The sequence below is a fragment of the Marinicella rhabdoformis genome (assembly GCF_009671245.1).
Lineage (GTDB): Bacteria > Pseudomonadota > Gammaproteobacteria > Xanthomonadales > Marinicellaceae > Marinicella > Marinicella rhabdoformis.
The window spans coordinates 91,700-110,991 of sequence record NZ_VTFS01000001.1; the positions used below are offsets into that span (position 1 = coordinate 91,700).

16 protein-coding genes and 1 other RNA gene are annotated in these 19,292 nt (G+C 41.3%); 11 read left to right on the forward strand and 6 right to left on the reverse strand.

Annotation, left to right across the window (positions count from 1 at the left end):
• Positions 1–5: 5 nt before the first annotated feature.
• The gene (locus FET73_RS00375) at positions 6–341 is read right to left on the reverse strand and encodes a M48 metallopeptidase family protein (RefSeq protein ID WP_154221948.1); all 336 of its coding nucleotides are present in this window, start codon (positions 339–341) and stop codon (positions 6–8) included.
• Positions 342–435: 94 nt separating this feature from the next.
• On the opposite strand from FET73_RS00375, the gene FET73_RS00380 reads away from it, so the two are divergent.
• Positions 436–1,206 (forward strand): AlbA family DNA-binding domain-containing protein, encoded by a 771-nt coding sequence (locus FET73_RS00380; protein WP_154221949.1) that lies wholly within the window; start codon positions 436–438, stop codon positions 1,204–1,206.
• A gap of 1,052 nt (positions 1,207–2,258) precedes the next feature.
• Here FET73_RS00380 and ssrA read toward each other — a convergent pair.
• Positions 2,259–2,612: a transfer-messenger RNA gene (gene ssrA / locus FET73_RS00385) on the reverse strand.
• 627 nt (positions 2,613–3,239) lie between these two features.
• Complete coding sequence (locus FET73_RS00390) at positions 3,240–3,767, reverse strand: hypothetical protein (RefSeq protein WP_154221950.1); 528 nt, start codon at positions 3,765–3,767, stop codon at positions 3,240–3,242.
• A gap of 62 nt (positions 3,768–3,829) precedes the next feature.
• Between FET73_RS00390 and FET73_RS15365 the strand changes: the two genes are divergently transcribed.
• The 3 genes from FET73_RS15365 to FET73_RS00400 all read left to right on the forward strand — a co-directional run bounded on the left by FET73_RS15365 (position 3,830) and on the right by FET73_RS00400 (position 6,243).
• Complete coding sequence (locus FET73_RS15365; protein ID WP_281347576.1) at positions 3,830–3,955, forward strand: hypothetical protein; 126 nt, start codon at positions 3,830–3,832, stop codon at positions 3,953–3,955.
• 248 nt (positions 3,956–4,203) lie between these two features.
• Positions 4,204–5,175 carry a prolyl aminopeptidase gene (pip, locus tag FET73_RS00395; RefSeq protein WP_154221951.1) on the forward strand — a complete coding sequence of 324 codons (972 nt, stop codon included), beginning with the start codon at positions 4,204–4,206 and terminating at the stop codon, positions 5,173–5,175.
• A 30-nt stretch (positions 5,176–5,205) separates the two neighbouring features.
• Positions 5,206–6,243 (forward strand): 1-acyl-sn-glycerol-3-phosphate acyltransferase, encoded by a 1,038-nt coding sequence (locus tag FET73_RS00400; protein ID WP_218944227.1) that lies wholly within the window; start codon positions 5,206–5,208, stop codon positions 6,241–6,243.
• Between the two features lie 152 nt (positions 6,244–6,395).
• On the opposite strand, the gene FET73_RS00405 is transcribed toward FET73_RS00400, so the two are convergent.
• From FET73_RS00405 to FET73_RS00415, 3 genes are all read right to left on the reverse strand, one after another.
• Complete coding sequence (locus FET73_RS00405; protein WP_343032256.1) at positions 6,396–7,691, reverse strand: type II toxin-antitoxin system HipA family toxin; 1,296 nt, start codon at positions 7,689–7,691, stop codon at positions 6,396–6,398.
• Complete coding sequence (locus FET73_RS00410; protein WP_179952028.1) at positions 7,688–8,008, reverse strand: helix-turn-helix transcriptional regulator; 321 nt, start codon at positions 8,006–8,008, stop codon at positions 7,688–7,690. The genes FET73_RS00405 and FET73_RS00410 overlap by 4 nt, the downstream gene beginning before the upstream one ends.
• A 411-nt stretch (positions 8,009–8,419) precedes the next feature.
• Positions 8,420–9,094, reverse strand: a complete 675-nt coding sequence (locus FET73_RS00415; RefSeq protein ID WP_154221954.1) for a hypothetical protein — start codon at positions 9,092–9,094, stop codon at positions 8,420–8,422.
• A 153-nt stretch (positions 9,095–9,247) separates the two neighbouring features.
• Between FET73_RS00415 and FET73_RS00420 the strand changes: the two genes are divergently transcribed.
• The 7 genes from FET73_RS00420 to FET73_RS00450 all read left to right on the forward strand — a co-directional run bounded on the left by FET73_RS00420 (position 9,248) and on the right by FET73_RS00450 (position 19,286).
• Entirely contained in the window at positions 9,248–9,484 is a 237-nt protein-coding gene (locus FET73_RS00420) for a hypothetical protein (RefSeq protein WP_154221955.1), read from the forward strand.
• Between the two features lie 205 nt (positions 9,485–9,689).
• Complete coding sequence (locus tag FET73_RS00425; RefSeq protein ID WP_154221956.1) at positions 9,690–11,489, forward strand: assimilatory sulfite reductase (NADPH) flavoprotein subunit; 1,800 nt, start codon at positions 9,690–9,692, stop codon at positions 11,487–11,489.
• Between the two features lies 1 nt (position 11,490).
• Entirely contained in the window at positions 11,491–13,203 is a 1,713-nt protein-coding gene (locus tag FET73_RS00430; protein WP_154221957.1) for an NADPH-dependent assimilatory sulfite reductase hemoprotein subunit, read from the forward strand.
• A 34-nt stretch (positions 13,204–13,237) separates the two neighbouring features.
• Entirely contained in the window at positions 13,238–13,948 is a 711-nt protein-coding gene (locus FET73_RS00435; protein WP_343032257.1) for a phosphoadenylyl-sulfate reductase, read from the forward strand.
• Between the two features lie 189 nt (positions 13,949–14,137).
• Positions 14,138–16,009 (forward strand): winged helix-turn-helix domain-containing protein, encoded by a 1,872-nt coding sequence (locus tag FET73_RS00440; RefSeq protein ID WP_154221958.1) that lies wholly within the window; start codon positions 14,138–14,140, stop codon positions 16,007–16,009.
• A 122-nt stretch (positions 16,010–16,131) separates the two neighbouring features.
• Positions 16,132–17,187: a class I SAM-dependent methyltransferase gene (locus tag FET73_RS00445; protein ID WP_154221959.1), complete on the forward strand. Its 1,056-nt coding sequence runs from the start codon at positions 16,132–16,134 to the stop codon at positions 17,185–17,187.
• Between the two features lie 182 nt (positions 17,188–17,369).
• Positions 17,370–19,286, forward strand: coding sequence for a hypothetical protein (locus FET73_RS00450; protein WP_154221960.1), 1,917 nt, complete (start codon positions 17,370–17,372; stop codon positions 19,284–19,286).
• Positions 19,287–19,292 lie beyond the last annotated feature (6 nt).

Below are 19,292 nucleotides of genomic sequence, written 5' to 3' on the forward strand. Positions count from 1 at the left end.
TTCTCCTAATACTCCCAATCCTCATGTGCCAGTGGTGATCTATTCAAAAGATCTCGGCGTGATTTCCAATCTGGCATGAGGTCATTCAATATCTTTTTGAATCGCTCATTGTGGTTGCGCTCATGGAGGGGAATCAATTCATGGACAAAGAGGTATTCCTGGCAATCAAGGGGCTTCTTGGCAAGCTCTAGATTGAGCCTGATGCTGCCTGTTTCGGTATTGACAGGCATTAGTGGGATAGTAACCAGTTGATTTTTTATTTTTTGTGAATTGTGGGGATTGAAATCAGAACATAGCATTGGCATATTAATTTGACAGTTTAGTTTTGCTTGATGATTCATTCAGTTTTTATAGTTTTAGACACATTAAAGAGCAATAATTTCTGTACAATATAAAACTTAATTATAACAAAGCAAATGTTTAATAATATTAATTATGTCTATTAATCCAAAATTACATGAGGGGTTTACAAAATTTTTTGAGAACCCATCAAGAACTGCACTGCGCGAGTTATTAAAAAATGAAGTGGGTGAGCTCGACAATTTAGACTTCAAAGAAACATATCCTGAAAAAAGTAAACTAGCTAAGCATTTATTAGCGATGTCCAACTCTGGAGGCGGGATACTTGTGATTGGAGTTAAAGATGGTGACACACCTGAGTCAAAAGGTATAGAAAGAATTATTGATAAGTCAGACTTGAATAATATCTTGACACCATTTCTTCCTGATGGATTAGTATACGAAGTATTGGATTTTCCTTTTAAATCCTCTGAGTATGGTGCATTAGTTGGAAAAACATTTCAAGTAATTCTAGTTGACGATCTTGCTGAACAAATTCCATTTTTAAGTTTAAAAGCTGGAACAAATATTAAGTTGAATACATTATACATAAGAAGGAAAACTCAGTCTACTGAGGCTAATCATAATGAGTTTAATAAAGTAATTAATCGAAGAATAGATAGCGGCCACTCATCAACGTCAATTGACAACTTAGAAGAAGATTTAAGGCATTTAAAAATGCTTTATAACTCTATTAATAAAACAAGTTCAGATCATCAATTTGCTGAGACATTTAGCACAATTGCAAGGCAAATAGGAATGTTCTCAAAAGACAACCCTGATTACCCAAATGAAAATTTCAATGAATTCATTGCTGAAGCAATTAGAAAAAAGAAAATAAAAATTTGCAAATTATTAGGCATATGAAAAAGTTAAGGGACCACCACCCATTAGATGTTCACAATCGCAAATTACCATAACTTTATAAGATTTTTGAAACTGATTACAGAGGTGTTATTGACGGTGGGAATTATAAATTTACGTCCTTGTATTTTCGCCTACATGGATGTAGGTGTGCAGAACAGGCAATGAAATTATTGTGGTTTTGCCGGAGGTAAAGAAGCGTTCATGTAATGCCGTAGTTCGTGTGAACACGGATGTGGAAGCTGCCCGCCTTCGGCGTTCAAAAAGGCTGTCCTGCTCATCTGAATTTTAATTCAGTCAATTAATGCAGTTCGATGTGGTCGCTTTCACTGAGTGTTCTTTTCAGTGAAAAAAGACCCAAGAACTCACTAGTGATTAGTCGAACCCACTTTGTACGAGTTCGATTCTAATCGCCGTCTCCACCAATAAAAAAGGGCTGCCTATTGGCAATACAATCATTTGAATAATTAAACTATATCAGGAATGGATTTTCTGAAGTTAATGATTTGGATTCTAGGCGGGAATTATAAATTTACGTCCTTGTAAATTTACCCTTCGGGTCGTACTTCGTACGTTCATTTTGGCTGTCCTGCTCATCTGAATTTTAATTCAGTCAATTAATGCAGTTCGAAGTGGTCGCTTTTAATGTTTGTCTTTTTAATCAGTAAAAAAAAGACCCAAGAACTCACTTATGATTAGTCGAACCCACTTTGTACGGGTTCGATTCTAATCGCCGTCTCCACCAATAAAAAAGGGCTGCCTATTGGCAATACAATCATTTGAAAAATTAAACTATATCAGGAATGGATTTTCTGAAGTTAATGATTTGGATTCTAGGCGGGAATTATAAATTTACGTCCTTGTATTTTCGCCTACATGGATGTAGGTGTGTAGCGATAGCAGGACGCGGTAGCTGCCCCCTTCGGGTCGTACTTCGTGCGTTCAAAAAGTCTTCCTGACTTTTTAGTCGAACCCCGCTTCGCGGTGGGTTCTCATGATACCGCCGTCTCCGCCACCCAAAAAAAAAGCCACCTGATAAGGTAGCTTTTTTTGGGTGGTGGAGACGGCGGGAATCGAACCCGCGTCCGCAAATCCTCTGCTTGAGGCTCTACATGCTTAGTTTAGGCTTTTAATCTTATGCGTTACACTCCGCCTAACAGGATGGCAACGCACCAGCTCAGATTTGATTTAACCCTTGGCGTCTAAACAGCACAAAGAGCGATCTTGCTAGTTATGACGGACAATTTACTCACGCAAGCTTGGGTAAGTGTCCGTTTAGCTTATGCAGCTAAAGCGTAGTTATCGTCGTTTGCAACTATAACTTTTGACATTCGAGTTTTACGAGGTATGTGTCTCCCTCGGCATGCACCTACAAGTTTCGTAACCCACGTCGAAGCCAGGTCGTCCCCTTGTATCGTTATAAAAATATGAGGTGAAATTTCATAAATTCAAGAGATAGAATCTTAACACCAATTCTTTTTTTAACAACATAATTTTTATTCCGCAAATTTGTGACAAGTAAAAGTTATGGTCAATCAAAGAATCAGCTAAAAAAGGCACGTGACACAGATTTGTCACATATGTGTCACAGGACAGTATTAACCGATAAATCTAGAAAGTGAGCAATAGTCAAATTGGCAAGCTAATTAATCATAGTTCTCAACAATACAACTCAGCGCTAATAGTTGATATAACTGACTTTAAAGAGTTTATATTAATAAATGACTTGGATCCCAAATTGAATTGATGGTGACGATTGCTTTTGATTTTAGAATTGAGGAGTGTGCAGCTAAAGCGTAGTTATCGTCGTTTGCAACTATAACTTTTGGCATTCGAGTTTTACGAGGTATGTGTCTCCCTCGGCATGCACCTACAAGTTTCGTAACCCACGTCGAAGCCAGGTCGTCCCCTTGTTTTGTATTCAATGATATGGTGTCTTGGACAAAAATATCAAGGTCGTGTATTGTAGCATTGAGTTGATACATAACAAGCAATATAAATGTAATCAATTGAGTTTTATTTGCTTCAGTTTAATGCTACTCGTCTTTGATGAGCGTGCAATAATAGCGGCTGATGATGGTTTCTATTGCTGGTATATCGGATTTTTTATAGGCATATAAGTAGTAATCTTGATACCAGCGGTCGTCTTTCCAATGATAAATACCGTCGGCATTGTCGCCTGATTTAATGTGTGAAATCAGTTTTTGACTGGTGAGTGTATCTTCCAATTCTTTATAGATCTCAGGTTGAGGCAAACGGATTTGGACTTTTATTTCACCACGAATGGGTTTGTTTTCTAGTGCAATTTTCGCGGCCTTTTTGGCAGAAACCTCAGTTATTATGATGTCTAAACTTTCCAGTACAGTTTTGAATTTTTTCAATTTTGCCTTTGTCACATAAACCACCTGCGGTGCCATCAATTGTAAATCCATCACAAGATCACGCGCCGCTGACCAAGAGTCAAAAGCACCATGTTCTTTTAATGCATACATCACCGGAACCAAGGCCATAGGCTGAGATTTGGGCTCAAGCGTCAAAGGTATTTTTTCAATCTGTTCAGGCATATTTCAAAATCAGCTTTTTCATTTAAGTTTGCTTTCATTTAAATTAATTTTCATTTAATTTTATGGGTCATATTGCAAAGGCTTTGAAGCGGCTTGGTTTGTTAATTACCTTATCAAGCGCACCCAGCGCCAAAGATTCAGTATATCAGCCAATGATTGGTGAAGCCATCAAGAACATGACGCCATAATGCCTGATGGCATGGGTTTTACCTAAATACTTGGGCCAAACACGGCGAGTAAAATTAATATGATGATCGGCATGACTGAGATTTAACTACTTTGGATTGATGCGGTCAAGTGCCATTTACCAGACCCAATTGTTCAATTTGTCTTATCGGTAAATTTGATTGTTGTGGCACAGCGTACATCTGTTCATTATAATTAGCAAAAGCAAGATTAATCCACACTAATTGCCAACACACAGCTAAAGACAAACATGACCAAAACACTGTACCCTAACATCGAACCCAATCAGTTATTTCACTTGACCGTTTCTGACAGTTTCGATTCTGTCAGGCACGAGATTTATGTAGAAACTTGCGGTAACCCAGATGGTGTGCCAGTGGTTTTTGTTCATGGTGGACCAGGAGCTGGCTGTGGTTTAGATGACCGTTGTTTTTTCAACCCTGAAAAATACCACATCATTTTGTTTGATCAGCGTGGTTGTGGCCGCTCTAAACCTTTAGGAAACATTGTTGAGAACACGACACAACATTTAGTCCAAGACATGGAGGCCATTCGTGAACATTTGAACATAGATCGCTGGGTGGTGTTTGGTGGTTCTTGGGGTTCGACTTTGAGTTTGGTCTATGCGCAAACACACAGGGACAAAGTTTTGGGCTTGATTGTGCGTGGTGTGTTCTTTGGTACGCCAGCGGAGAACAAATGGTTGTGGCAGGAAGGCTTGAGTCGTTTTAATCCAGAAGCTTATGCGCGCTACAGTGGTTTAGTGCCTGAAGCCAAGCAGCATGAAATTTTAAAGCATTATTATCAAATGATGACCAGTGGCGATGACGCCGCTCGAAATCTGGCGGCTTTTGAAATGATGCGCTGGGAAGAACATGGTTTTACCATGCAGGACAACGAGATACCTGAAGACATGGAAGCTGCCATGGAAAATGACGGTTGGCACCAAGGCATGTTAGAGGCCCACTTTTGCGTGCACAATTGTTTCATTGAAGACCAACCCATTGCAGATAACTTGTCGGTTCTTGAAGGCATGCCTGTGTACATTGTCAATGGTCGATACGATATGTTGACACCGCCTGCCAAAGCGTATCAACTGCACCAAGCCCTGCCTGACTCGCATTTGGCCATTGTTGATCGTGCCGGTCATGCTTCGAAAGAACCTGATATGGTGAATGCCTTGGTCAGTGCCACTGATTCGATGTTACAAAAGTTATCTTAAGTTTCCACTTTCAAGTGATAAAATAGCGACATGAGCAAAAAGAATTTACAAATACGCGACAAGACCATTTTTGATGGCTTCATTGTGAAATACATTTTAAAGCTGTTCTTTAAAGTTTGGTTCAAACTGGCAGGCTGGAAGCCCATCAAATCTGACTATGAAGGTGCTGGCATCACCATAGCCGCGCCACACACCTCAAACTGGGATGTCTTTTATGCCATGGGTGCTGCGGTTTTATTTGATATTAAAATCTATTTCACCATCAAGGAAAGCTGGTGTCGCATTCCAGTCATTGGTCGCTTGATGATGTGGATGGGCTCCATTCCAATCAACCGCTCAGGTTCTCAGGGGCAAATTGACAAGATCAAGCGTTTTGTCGACAAGCACAAAGGCCGCCAAATTTTCTTCCTCTTCACCCCAGAAGGTACACGAGGCAAAGTCGAAAAGTGGAAAACAGGTTTTTACCATGTCGCTGATGGTTGTGATTTACCTATTTTCCTCGCCAAAGTCGATTTCAAGAACAAAGAATCAGGCGTGTTTCACACCTATAAATTAACCGGTAACAAAGAAGAAGACATACGCTCCATCCAAGAATCTTATAAAAAAATTCATGGTAAGTTCCCCGAATTACAGTTCCCAGAATACACCGGTCCCATGCCTGAATTATCAGACATGGAAGCCAAAATACTCAAAGCTGTTTATTCGGCCAAAGGTGTCGCCACACGCCTGGATATTTCCGCCAAACTGAACATTGCTGCCAAGTTAGATCAAGCATCAAAAGGCTTAAAATCAAGGATTGTTCGCACATCACAAATGGCCAAAGACGCCAAGCATGATTTGGGTGCCAAGCTAGACATAGCTGGAAAAATACAAGCCAACAAACTCAAAGCCCAAGAATTATCAACTGCCATGCTGGAATTTCTGGTTGAAAAAGGGGTGCTTGAAAAAACTGAAAATGAAAAAACTGAAAATGCAAAAACAGAAGGCAGCCATGACTCAGAACCACATTACAAACTCACTTTCGCTGGCAGAGGCTGTCTATTGCACTTGTACCCGGCTTTGCATTAACTCACCACATGATAGCCAAGCACCTACAACAAATGATGGTGGCTGATACGCGTTATACCTAGGCCAAATTTAACAAGTTAAACTGAGCCTTTAGGGTATTGACTGAAAATTTCGCAGGACAATAAATTAAAGACTGGCGTGAACCCATTTCATCACCACAGGTGCTTTTGTACCTCTTCAGCCAGTGATTTTGGCATGTTATGTGTTGTGGCCAAGTTTTTGAATTCAGAAATGGCCTCTGCCACTTCATCAATGATTTGAGTGAATACTTTCTGATCAACCGTTTTGAAACTGTTTTTGGCCACCTGGAGTAAATCTGCTTTTGTGTGACCTTTTCTTTTACCCGCCGCGCTCATCCAATGCTGATTAACCCAAGGGTTATTCGGCGCGTAACAATAAGCCACATCGTATGCCGGAGAAAGTCGCCAACGACCGTCTTTGAGCATGAAAGCGAAGTTTTTTGAGTGGTCATCATTGTTCATGGCCATGATGTTAAAGCACATGCGTTTGTAAATTTGTAGCGCGTCGGCTTTGGGCAGTTTTAATTGCCTGGCGACTTGGAAGAGTTCTTCATAAGAAAAAGAACCCGGTGTTTGGTAATCAACATGGGCGATGGCCGTAAGTGTTTGGACGTGAATTTTTTGATTACCCACGCGGTCAAATCGTTTGGTTAAAAAGTGACGTCGACTGCCCTCTTCTAACAAGTGACAAGGCATCATATCGATACCGCATTGTTGCGCCATCAGATAGTACACATATTCGCAAACACCATAACCTTGTGGATCACCAAAGGTTTCTTCGTTCTGGTTGGTCTCGGTCACTCCATCGAACTTCATTAAATAATGTTCAAAGCCTTTGGGCAAATCAACTTGACCACTGACGGCCTGTGAAAAATCAGAATTGAAGCCCAATACGGCTTTGGGTCTGGCACCACCAGCACTTGTGCCTACGGCTATCAATGGCTTAAGCGCATCAGGGTTGCTGCCCACACTGACATTAACATCGCTTCTGCTGTGCACCACATCTTGTGCCAATTGACGCAATTCATCAATTTCAATCTGGTGCTTCTCAGTCAACACACTGGATTCAATTTGTGGCCTGTATTCCAAAGCCCCCATTCCTCGGGTGCCTGTATACTGTAAGCGTTCCAGTGGGGTTATGGCTTTGGTCCGTCCCATCCTGATCATCCACTGATTCAATATGGAGTTACCGAATCGATCAGGTAAAGAATCAGCCACCATGCCAGGCAAACCAAAGAACGTTTTGGGATTGATGTGTCTGAAACTGTAGATTTCACCCGCTTTAACCGGCATAGTTATCGGGGCCAACTCAACACCCTGGCCCACAAATTCAGGGGTGTACTCTAAAAAGCCATAGAGCTTTTCATCATCATAACCCAGCGAAGCGACATGCTGTCCCAGGTAGCTAATCTTGCAATAATCAATCACCAGTCTGGGCTCTCATCGCTACTATCAGGCTCCCCTTTTTTTCTCGCCCGCATTTTTTTACTGCCGTGCTTGGTCATTTGAACAGGAGATGGTAGTGGTTCAGGAAATAGGTTTTCAAGCAAATCATCAGCGCCCAGAGGAATCAAAATAGCCACAAAAGTTTTTAAATGGCACTCACCTTTTTCGGCACCCTTAATGGCTTTAACAGACAAACCACTCATGTCCGCCAATTCTTGTTGTGTGATGTTTTGCTTTAACCTCAAGTCTTTCAACCGAGAAGCCAACAAATCGATCAAGTACGCAGTTCTTTCACTCATACCATGCATTATACATTAATTTTTAATAATACCAAAAGGTGTCATTAAATATTTAAAAGAAACTTAATAGCACCATAAAGAGCCATTAATTACAACAACACACATTGACTGGCAAGTTTTAGTCATAACTTAAAAGCAATAACAAGGAAATGACAAGGACACACATATTTTTCATTAATAGGCTTGCCAAAATAACTAACATCTGACTAATATAAAAATTATAAACCGAATATTATTTACACACAATCTCGAGGTGATTGTACTAAATTAGCATCGCGTGATTGCTATCAAATGATTATTATTTAGCACTGAATCAAGAATTAAATTCACAAAATGGCTAACTATGAAAATCAACTGAAAATGATTTCAAAAATTGTTTTTCATTCTCGCATATTTCACATTTACTGCTTATCAATTCATAAAAAAGTTTCGAAGGGCTATAAAAAGCAAAATAAGCAGAATCACAGAAACACCTTTTTTTCCTTCTTTCTTCCTTTCTTTTTTTGAATCCTGCTGTTTGTTTACAATCTTTTTAGCCGCATCACAAGGTTCAGCGTCGGTTTTCTGTTGACCTGCTTCAAGCTCCGCTTTAAACCCCTGACTTATCTCATACTGACAATGAGTTTGAGCAACAGCATAAGCTTGACTGCCTTTAACCAAACCAAACTCTTGTGGATCTAACAACAAACCATCCGCCGCGTCAGCCAAACAGGCCGCAGCAAAACATTGAATAATCAAAGCATGATCGCTTCTGCCTGCTTGGCTGTATAACTGTAATTCAGAAGTCATTGACTGAACCAACTGTTGAATAGACTCATCCTCTGTTGAGTCACTGAGTTCTTGTCGTAATTCATCATTTAATTCACTGAAATCAAAATTAAACTCATAAGCTTCAAACTCTGTGGTTTTGCTCACCAGTGGTGGTGTCAACCGACATTGAACAACGGTGTCGCAGGCCGCCTCTTTTCCAATAACAAAACCTTTTGGAAATTGAGCCTCTATTCCGGACTGCTTTAATTTTTTTATCCATTTGTGCTGCGTTTCAGCACTTGTTTTATCTAGCAAAACAAACAAATCAAAGCTCATAACATTCCTTAATTAAGTAATACCAGTAATTTAAACACCCCCTGCTTTCAAAAGAAACCATTAAATGTCATTCCAATTTTTCTCTGGCTATTGAGTTGAACAAGGTAACATTCATCCAAAAACCATTTGGACATGAACACGGCATAAAGTATCATGCACCTGTCTGATCAAATCATTACCATGAAGAAGAAAAAACCTTACCAGTTAGAATTGGAATTCAAAAGAACAGAATACCAAACTGAATTTTCACTGACCCAAGTTGATGACCCGGTTTGTGAAAGGGTTCAGACTGCAGACCACTCACTTGATTCGACATTAAACAAACCGTTGCCAAAAGTCAAAATTTCAACAGCAACCAACAGCCGCTTCTACAGAACCAAAACCAAATAAAGCTCATCTTTCGGCTTAACCTGTGATTGCTGTCATTCAGAAAACATTTCAATACCTTTTAGCGACGTGATTCATCAAGGTTATGCTTATAAAGTACGTTTTTACATCGCTTATGTTATTTCTGCATAAAGGTATGCTTTCTAGTCAGTTCACATAATTAGTTTAGCCATCTAAACTTCCACTTAATTCATCATTCGAATCCAACGTGAGTTTAGAAAACATGGCATTATTGCAACAAAATGGCGCTTTAGATTTGCAACAAGTCACGCAAATCATTGGTCAATTGAACAGCCAACAAAAGCTTTGGCTATCTGGATATTTGGCAGCTGCTGCTCAAAATAGCACAGAAGCCAATCCAGCAAGCACGCCAGTACAACTGGTCCACCCAAAAGAAAAGTTAAGTATTTTATTCGGCAGCCAAACAGGTAACAGTGAAACCTTGGCAGAAGCCTTATATCAAGATTGTCAATCTCAAGGAATTGCTGCGGAGCTGCTGTCTTTGGCAGATGTCACAGCCAAAGACCTGAAGAAAAAAAGCCATGTGGCATTGATCATCAGTACACATGGTGAGGGCGAAGCCCCAGATGATGCCGAGATATTTTATGAGCAATTGTTTTCAAAACGAGCACCTGAATTAAAACATTTACATTACAGCCTATTGGCATTGGGAGATTCAAGTTATGAGTTATTTTGCCATACCGGTAAAGAAATCGATGAACGCTTGTCAAGCTTAGGTGCACAAAGCATCAGCCCGCGGATCGACTGTGATGTTGATTTCAATGAAGATGCAAGCCGATGGCATCAGGATTTATTGCCGAAGGTTAAAGACACCCTCAGCAGTAACATCACTGCCCTGCCGACAGCATCAACACTGAATCAGTCACCCAATCTTGTATCCAGTTACAACCGAAATAAGCCTTATGTGGCAGAAGTATTACAAACACAAAAAATCACGGCCGATGATTCAGACAAGTATGTTTACCACATTGAGTTGGCCATTGATGAAAATGCCATCAATTACCAAGCCGGTGACAGCGTCGGAATCATCGCTCACAATGATGAACATTTAGTCGATGGCATCATTGAGTTATTGGTGGCAACTGAAGCCGAACAAGTTCAAGTAAAAGACAAAAACATCAGCTTGAAAGAGGCATTGACCAAACAATTAGAAATTACTCAAATCAGCAAGCCGTTCATCCAATTCGCCGCCACACATTTAAAAGATGAAGGTTTACAGGCAATTGGTTCAGACCATGAAAAATTTACCCGTTTTGTTGCCGATAAGCAGCTGATTGATTTAATACAAATACACCCTGAATTGGCTCAATTACCGGCACAAGAATTGGTCGATCAATTGCGCGGCTTAACACCTCGGCTGTATTCAATTGCATCATCAGGCACTGCATTTCCAGATGAAATACATTTAACTGTTGGCTTAGATCACTCCGCCAACCACAATGGTTTGGCCAGCGGTTTATTGTGTGACCGGCTTGAAGAAGGGGATGAAGTTTCTATTTACATTGATCAAAACAAGCACTTTAAACTGCCCACAAACAACAGTACCGACATCATCATGATTGGTCCCGGTACGGGCATCGCACCATTTCGTGCATTTATTCAAGAACGACAAGAGCAAGACGCCACTGGTAAAAACTGGCTGTTTTTTGGCAACCCGCATTTTGACTCAGACTTTCTTTACCAAACAGAATGGCAACGGTTCAAAAAACAAGGCTTGCTGAATCGCATCGATTTGGCTTGGTCACGCGATCAATCTGAAAAAATCTATGTCCAAGACCGACTGTCAGAAAACAGTGCTGACATTTGGCAATGGATTGAAAACGGTGCGGCCATTTATGTGTGTGGCGACGCCAACCGGATGGCCAAAGACGTGGAAAACACATTGATACAAATCATCAGCGAACACGGTGGTTTAGATACCGCAGCTGCAACCAACAAACTGAAAGAGCTGAAACGCAACAAACAATACTTGAAGGACGTGTACTGACATGACTAATGAAACTAAAAATGAGCGATTGGATGCGGTTGAACACATTAAAATCAACAGCAACTATTTGCGCGGCACCATTGTTGAAAGTTTAAACGACCCCATTACCGGCTCAATCGCCGAAGATGACACCCAATTAACGAAATTTCACGGCACTTACCAACAGTATGACCGCGATTCAGCCAAGCAGCGCCAAAAACAAAAACTGGAACCCTCCTACAGCTTCATGATTCGTGCCCGCGTGCCTGGCGGAATTTGTAGCACCGAACAGTGGCTGGCGATTGATGAGATGGCAGACACTTATGCGAATCAAACCATCCGGCTGACCACTCGGCAAGCCTTTCAGTTTCACGGTGTGATTAAAACAAAGTTGAAACCAACGATTGCTGCTATCAATCAAACCTTATTAGACACTTTGGCCGCTTGTGGTGATGTGAATCGCAACATCATGTGCTCTGCCAGCCCAGAGGTTTCCGCCGTGCACCAACAAGTGTTTAAAGATTCAGTCGCCATCAGTGAACACCTTTTGCCACAAACCCGTGCTTATCACGAGATTTGGTTGGATGGTGAAAAAGTCACTGAATCACCCAGCAGTAACCCAGATCATGAACCAGTCTATGGAAAAACTTACTTACCTCGCAAGTTTAAAATAGCCGTCGTCATCCCCCCAAGTAACGATGTAGATGTGTTGGCTCATGATTTGGGTTTTATAGCGATAACAGAAAATGACCAGCTGGTCGGATACAACGTCACCTGTGGCGGCGGAATGGGCACCACCCATGGTGACCCAAAAACGTTCCCATTACTGGCGCATGTGGTCGGTTTTTGTTTACCTGAGCAAGCGGTAGCAGTTGCTGAAGCGGTGGTCAAAACACAACGTGACCATGGCTGCAGAACCAACCGCAAACATGCCAGATTCAAGTATACCGTTGATGACCACGGTGTCGAATGGTTACAACAACAATTGGCAGACCGTTTGGGTTACGCACTACAAGAGGCCAAACCTTTTGAACTGACCAGCCATGGTGATCGATTTGGCTGGCATCAAAACCATGACGGTTCTTGGAACCACACGCTGTTCATCAGCAACGGCCGCGTGATTGATAATGAGCAGACCCAAATTCGCAGCGCCTTAAAAAGCATTGCCCAAGCTTATCAAGGTGAATTTCGCATCACACCCAACCAAAACTTGACCATTGCACAAGTGGCTGAAAGTGATAAAGCTTTGATTGATGATTTGTTGAATCAACACCAAATCAACGGCAAACCTTCAGCAACCAGACAATTGGCCATGGCCTGTGTGGCTTTACCAACCTGCTCTTTGGCGATGGCAGAAGCAGAACGCTACTTACCTGATTTCATTACTGAAGTCGAAAAAATACAAAGCAAACATGGCATTGCCGGTAAACCCATCAGCATACGCATGACTGGCTGTCCTAATGGTTGTGCCAGGCCTTTTGTATCTGAAGTCGGCTTTGTCGGTAAAGCGCCAGGCCGCTATAACATGTACCTTGGCGGTCAACCCAACGGCAACCGCTTGAATCAGTTGTTCCGTGAAAACATCACAGAAAGTGACATTTTGAGCCATTTAGATGCTTTGATTGGTGACTATGCCAAAGCGGGCAACACAGGCGAGGCTTTTGGTGATTTTGTCATTCGCCAAGGCCACGTTAAGGCCGTGACTCACGGTATAGAGGTTCACATTCAAAATTGATGGTGACATCAAAAACAAAAACAATGGCATCACTATGGCAGTCATAAACAAAACACATCCGATGAACAGTTTAACAAATAAATTAAACCCAGAATTAGCCACGATGGACGCTCAAGAACGCATCGCATACGGCTTATCACAATTGCCTGCTGGATTTGCATTGACATCCAGTTTTGGCGTCCAATCTGCCGTGTGTTTGCATTTGGCCACCCAAGTGATGCCAGACATTCCTGTAATTGTGATTGATACCGGGTATTTATTTCCTGAAACGTATCAATTTATTGATGCCCTCTCTGAGCGCTTGAATCTTAATTTAAAAGTGATTCAAAACCCAACGTCTACTGCATGGTTTGAAGCACGTCATGGGCAACTGTGGAATGCCGGTCTTGAAGGTATAGAGCAGTACAATCAGCTGCGAAAAACAGCCCCACTGGAACAAGCTTTAACCGACCTGGGTATCGCCACATGGTTCAGTGGCATCCGCCGAAACCAAAGTGACACGCGCGCCAAAAAAGACTTTGTTGAATTTAAAAACGGGCGCTACAAGGTACACCCCATTCTTGATTGGTCTGACCGCGATGTGTTTTTGTATTTGAAACAGCATGACCTGCCCTACCATCCGTTATGGAAAAAAGGCTATTTATCTATCGGTGACACCCACAGCACACAATCCATTCATCAGGTGGATCAAGTTGAACAACTCAGGTTCTTTGGCCTCAAGCGTGAGTGTGGAATCCACGAATAAACCTCAACGCCAAATCTATTTGCACATTGTTTTTGTGTCTATTGAACATTGATTCTTGACTCTTTGAGTAAAATAGAACCAACATAATCAGCTGTTATCAATCACTTGCATACCTGTTTCTGCTAAAGAAGTTTCCACCACCTTATTTATTTGGACTAAAATAACAAAAGGACTTTCAAGAGAACGGAAATGATTTATCAATTCAATCACATAGAATTGGACACTGAAAAATTCACCATAAAAACAAACAATGAACAACAACATGTTGAACCCCAGGTATTCAATCTTATTGTGTACTTATTGGAAAACAGAGAATGTATTGTCAGCAGAGATACGTTGTTAAAATATGTTTGGAATGACCGCATTGTCTCCGATACTTCTATCACTAACAGCATCAAGTCAGCCCGTAAAATTTTAGGTGATGATGGTCAAAATCAAAAAGTAATAAAAACAATTCATTCAAGGGGTTATCAGTTTATCGCTGAGGTCACACAAGAATGTCGCTCAAAGAAACCAAACCAATCAACTTCCAAACCATTAACCCCAGACACATATACAAATTCAAACGCAAAAACATGGGTGATGACCCTATTGATTGTGGCATTCACTGTTTTGGCTGGTTATTTATTGAAACAACCGTCATTTACACAAGAATCACATCAAAAAGAAAGCATCAAAAGCATTGCAGTACTGCCTTTTTTCAACAGCAGCCCAAATGCCGACTCTAACTACTATGGCTTCGCCTTGGCAGACCAAATCATTGGGGAAATGAATTATTTAGAACAAATTTCTGTCCGCCCTAGCAGTTCAGTTCGAAAATATGCCACCATCAACTATGACCCCATCTCAGTCGGTGAAACGCTTGGTGTTGACTACATACTCAGCGGCCACTATATGATTAATGGAAATAACATCAGGATTTCTGCTGAACTGGTTCACACCCAAAAACAAAAAATAATTTGGCGAGGGAAGCCCATTCATACGCCTCACCAAAATACTTTCAAAGTACAAGATATGCTGGTCAAGCAAGTGATTGCCGGATTGAAAATGAAATTCCCTACGCATAAGCTCAGTAAAATTCAACAAAACATTCCACAGAGCCCACTGGCTTATGAATATTATTTAAGAAGTATCGCCTACCCTTACACCACGGATGGACACAGATTGGCAGTAGATATGCTCAAACAATCTCTCTTACTGGATGACCAATATGCGCCCACATACATACAATTGGGTAACAGAACCCGTCGTTTGGCACAATTTGGATTGATTGAAAGCGATACATCAATAAACACAGAGCAATATTATTTAAAGGCCTTGTCTCTTAACAAGGATTCATTGGATGCCATGGCCTACTTATCTATGTTTTACACCGAAAGCAACCGCATAGATGAAGCCATTGAATTGGCTCAAGATATGCACCAACTCAACCCAAACAATGCCAATACAAAATTCACTTTAGGTTACATCTATAGGTATGCAGGCATGCTAGATGAAGCGATAGAAGAAATGGAAGGCGCCGTTGCTATTGATCCACATAACATCAAATTCAGGTCTTTAATTGGCACCTATTCAGCCATGAGGCAATACCAGAAAGCGCTCGACATGACTGCGCTTTACCAACCCAGCCCATTTACATACGGTTGGCAAGCTTTGATGCACATGAACTTAGGCAATACAGAAAAAGCTTTGGCATTGTATGACTTTATTATCAAAAAACACCCTCAAAACTTATGGGCTAAAGTGGCCATCATCCATAAATCATACCTACTCAATGATTTTGCACCTGGATTAGAAGCCATAGCATCGTTAACCAATACCGATGTTTCAGATGGAGAAACCATCTATTACACCGCTGCCTATTACGGCTTATTAGGTGAAAAAGACAAAAGCATAGACATGCTTCAGGCTGCCATAAATGCAGGGTATTTTAATTACAGGGTGATGGCTTCGAATAAATACTTTGAAGCTTTTAAAGCATCTCCTGAATTTAAAGCGGTGATTCAAAACGCAAAAATAAAACATTTGGCATTTCGAAAAAAACACTTTCCAAAGCTATAGTTTTCACTGTTTTATCCGCACATTTTTTACAATCATTACCAAAAAAATACATAATCTTCATGTATCAAAACTGAGTCTCCACCATAATTTTCTTAAGTTTTATCAGAACAAAAGAGGAAATCATGGACATCAATGAAAGTAAATTAAATCAACTGCTTGATCAAGTAGTTGTTGAAATGGGCGCAGCCGCCAATGGCCCTTTGGTTACGATAGGAGATAAACTGGGCTTGTATAAAACCCTGGCCGAATCTGATGCCTTAAGTGCCAATGAGCTGGCCGAAAAAACCCACACCGCTTTGAGGTATGTGCAAGAATGGCTGGCAGCGCAAGCCGCATCGGGCTATGTTGAATATGATGAAACCAATCATCAATTTTTCATGACGCCAGAACAAGCCGCTGTATTTGGTGACTCATCCAGCCCTGTGTTCATGACAGGTGCATTTTATGCCATCACTTCTTTGTATCACGATGAACCCAAAATGCTTGAAGCTTTTAAAACGGGTGAAGGCATCTCTTGGGGCGATCACCACACATGTTTGTTTTGTGGTACCGAGAAATTTTTCAGCCCTTCTTATTCAGGCAACTTGGTTAACAGCTGGATTCCTGCATTGGATGGCGTGACAGAAAAGTTAAGCAAAGGTGCCAAGGTAGCTGACATAGGTTGTGGTCACGCAGCATCAACTGTCATCATGGCCAAAGCCTTTCCCAAATCGCACTTCATCGGCATCGACTTTCACCAAGAGTCAATAGACCAGGCACAAGCCCGAGCTGATGAAGCTGGTTTAAAAAACATAGCATTTAAAGTCGCCACAGCCAAAGACTATGCCGACAAGGATTTTGACTTCATCACATTCTTTGACTGTTTACACGACATGGGTGACCCAGTGGGCGCATGTGCACACGCAAAAAAAGCGTTAAAGCCCGATGGATCTTGCATGATAGTAGAGCCTTTTGCCAATGACTCTGTTAAGGACAACCTCAACCCAGTAGGTCGTGCTTTTTATGCCTTTTCAACCCAGTTGTGCGTACCCTGCTCTAAGAATCAAGAGGTGGGTCTGGCTTTGGGTGCGCAAGCTGGTTTGTCGCGATTAACTGAGACGATCAAAACCGGTGGCTTTGCTCACTGTGAAAAAGCAGCAGAAACACCGTTCAACTTAATTTTAGAAGCTAAAAATTAATCAACAGAAAAAATAGAATGCAAACCCGCCTGTAACAAATGCTGGTTTGCATTCCAAAAGCACAAATTTTACAGCTGACAAATTAACAATCAAATCGCTACACAATCATTAGCCAATCTTCATGTTTTTTAACACTTAGATTACTAAGCTAATAACCATTCAAAAACAAAACAGGAGTAGTCATGAAATATATAATCACACTGATGGCAATGGCTTGCCCAATCATTTCACATGCTGAACTCAGCATCAAAGAAAATTTAAATGAAGCTGAGCGATCACCACTGTTTCAACAAAAGTTTGCCAGCAGCCTGATTTCAGCCAAAGGACTGGACACCATCAAATTACACAATGGCGTTGACCTACAGTTTAAAAAGTACACCGATTTAACTCGGCTGGATCAAAATGAAAAATTCAAACCTTTACTGAATCAAAACACTGTCAATCAGTACTTACGTGCCAGACCGACCTATTCAGAAAACGTGTTGCAATTACAAGATCGCTTGATAGTAGAAAGAACGATGAAAGTTTCTCTTAAACCAGGCGTTTGTAAACAAGCTGATATTCCTGTTTCTGTGAATGAGTTGTGTTTTGTCAATGGCAATGAGCAACTGCCAAGCGGCACCCATACTTACCTTAAAAATTTGCGGCAAAAATTGACAAAAGCAAAGCCATCAACCTTATTTAAAAACAACATCACAGTTGGACAATTGCGAGCCATGAATGATGAGCAATTGTTAGATGCATTATTAAACAGTGATGAACGCGAAATCTCTTTAGTGAGCGTTTTGCCCACAGAAGTTTACAATCAAGTTCCCACAAGCAACCTATGGAATACCCAACAAAAACTCAAAACATCGAATTTTAATGAGACCAGTCACGCCTCTGTATTGGCAACCCAGCAGTTTAGTACTGTGCCACAAAGCCCAATACATAACTCCGGCGGTAACAAAGTGTTCCCTACAAATTATTTTTTAACGGGTTTTACCGTAGGCAGAGAAATTACCGACACCATAGAAATCACATTGGCACCATCAACCATCTTCACAGACCGGTATTTTGTTCGCTTTGAATATGGTATCAGTGCCGGATTTGGCTTGCGCTTTCCTTTTTCCGTGTCAGTAGAGTCAAAAGCCATCAACAACAGAAAGCCCCAATCACACTCAGATGGTTTGGTTGTGAAAACTGCTCCAGCAAGAACAAGCAAAAGTCCAAGAAGGAACACAACGGTCAAAAGTCGAAGGGGCACTGACCCAAGACTGGCCAAAAACAAGTCGAATTCGCAGAGAAAACTTAACACAAGAGTCAATATTGCAAAAACCAATAACGCAATTAAAGCACGAGACCATCGCCAAAGTGCAGCAAATGCACCTCAAGTTGCAGCTGGTGAAAACATCAGTGATAACTCAGGCCCTAAAGTCACCCATGCAGAAGTAAGCATATCAGTTGAGCCAGTCAATGTTAAAAGTGATGGATCACCCGCCTACCCTGCGGTTAATTTACACCAAACAAAATACTTCAACGGCAAAGAATTTGTCCTTGAGTTTAAAGCCGGCTGTAAATTCAAAGCCTCCATACCAGGAGATGACATCAACCGTGAATGCCCTAATATTGACTTCAGTAAAAGCCGCGACATTGATCCAATCATAGGTGATGACAGGGCCAAACTCGCCACACTGTGGCTGGATGGCAAAGCCACAGGTTTGTATTTAGAAGTGGGCGCTGGGAATGTTCAAGTCGATGTCGGCATCCAGTCTAACCTGACCAACGGTCGAATTCGGTTTAATGCATATGGGTACAACAACACACTGATAGAAAACCAAGCGAATCACTCGTTTTTGTTCGAAGACAAGAACACCCAAAAATTTAATGTGATTAATGACAACAACAAAAATTCAGCCTTCAACATCAATTCGCCCAGTTATGGTTTTGATTTAGAACTGCTTCCTGTAGCCAGAGCAAAAATCAAAGTGGATTTAGGCATTAAGAAACTGAGTAAAACACTGGGGCCATACAGCTTAGATGCACTGTCCATGACATTAGGCTCATTCAGCTTAGGCCACCATGAAGGCACCGTTTCCAGTCACATTTACAGCTTATAAATTCAG

Coding starts and splice junctions, on each gene's coding strand:
- FET73_RS00375 (WP_154221948.1), bottom strand. CDS start 341: ATGAATCATCAAGCAAAACTAAACTGTCAAATTAATATGCCAATGCTA.
- FET73_RS00380 (WP_154221949.1), top strand. CDS start 436: ATGTCTATTAATCCAAAATTACATGAGGGGTTTACAAAATTTTTTGAG.
- FET73_RS00390 (WP_154221950.1), bottom strand. CDS start 3,767: ATGCCTGAACAGATTGAAAAAATACCTTTGACGCTTGAGCCCAAATCT.
- FET73_RS15365 (WP_281347576.1), top strand. CDS start 3,830: ATGGGTCATATTGCAAAGGCTTTGAAGCGGCTTGGTTTGTTAATTACC.
- pip (WP_154221951.1), top strand. CDS start 4,204: ATGACCAAAACACTGTACCCTAACATCGAACCCAATCAGTTATTTCAC.
- FET73_RS00400 (WP_218944227.1), top strand. CDS start 5,206: ATGAGCAAAAAGAATTTACAAATACGCGACAAGACCATTTTTGATGGC.
- FET73_RS00410 (WP_179952028.1), bottom strand. CDS start 8,008: ATGAGTGAAAGAACTGCGTACTTGATCGATTTGTTGGCTTCTCGGTTG.
- FET73_RS00415 (WP_154221954.1), bottom strand. CDS start 9,094: ATGAGCTTTGATTTGTTTGTTTTGCTAGATAAAACAAGTGCTGAAACG.
- FET73_RS00420 (WP_154221955.1), top strand. CDS start 9,248: ATGCACCTGTCTGATCAAATCATTACCATGAAGAAGAAAAAACCTTAC.
- FET73_RS00430 (WP_154221957.1), top strand. CDS start 11,491: ATGACTAATGAAACTAAAAATGAGCGATTGGATGCGGTTGAACACATT.
- FET73_RS00435 (WP_343032257.1), top strand. CDS start 13,238: ATGGCAGTCATAAACAAAACACATCCGATGAACAGTTTAACAAATAAA.
- FET73_RS00440 (WP_154221958.1), top strand. CDS start 14,138: ATGATTTATCAATTCAATCACATAGAATTGGACACTGAAAAATTCACC.
- FET73_RS00445 (WP_154221959.1), top strand. CDS start 16,132: ATGGACATCAATGAAAGTAAATTAAATCAACTGCTTGATCAAGTAGTT.
- FET73_RS00450 (WP_154221960.1), top strand. CDS start 17,370: ATGAAATATATAATCACACTGATGGCAATGGCTTGCCCAATCATTTCA.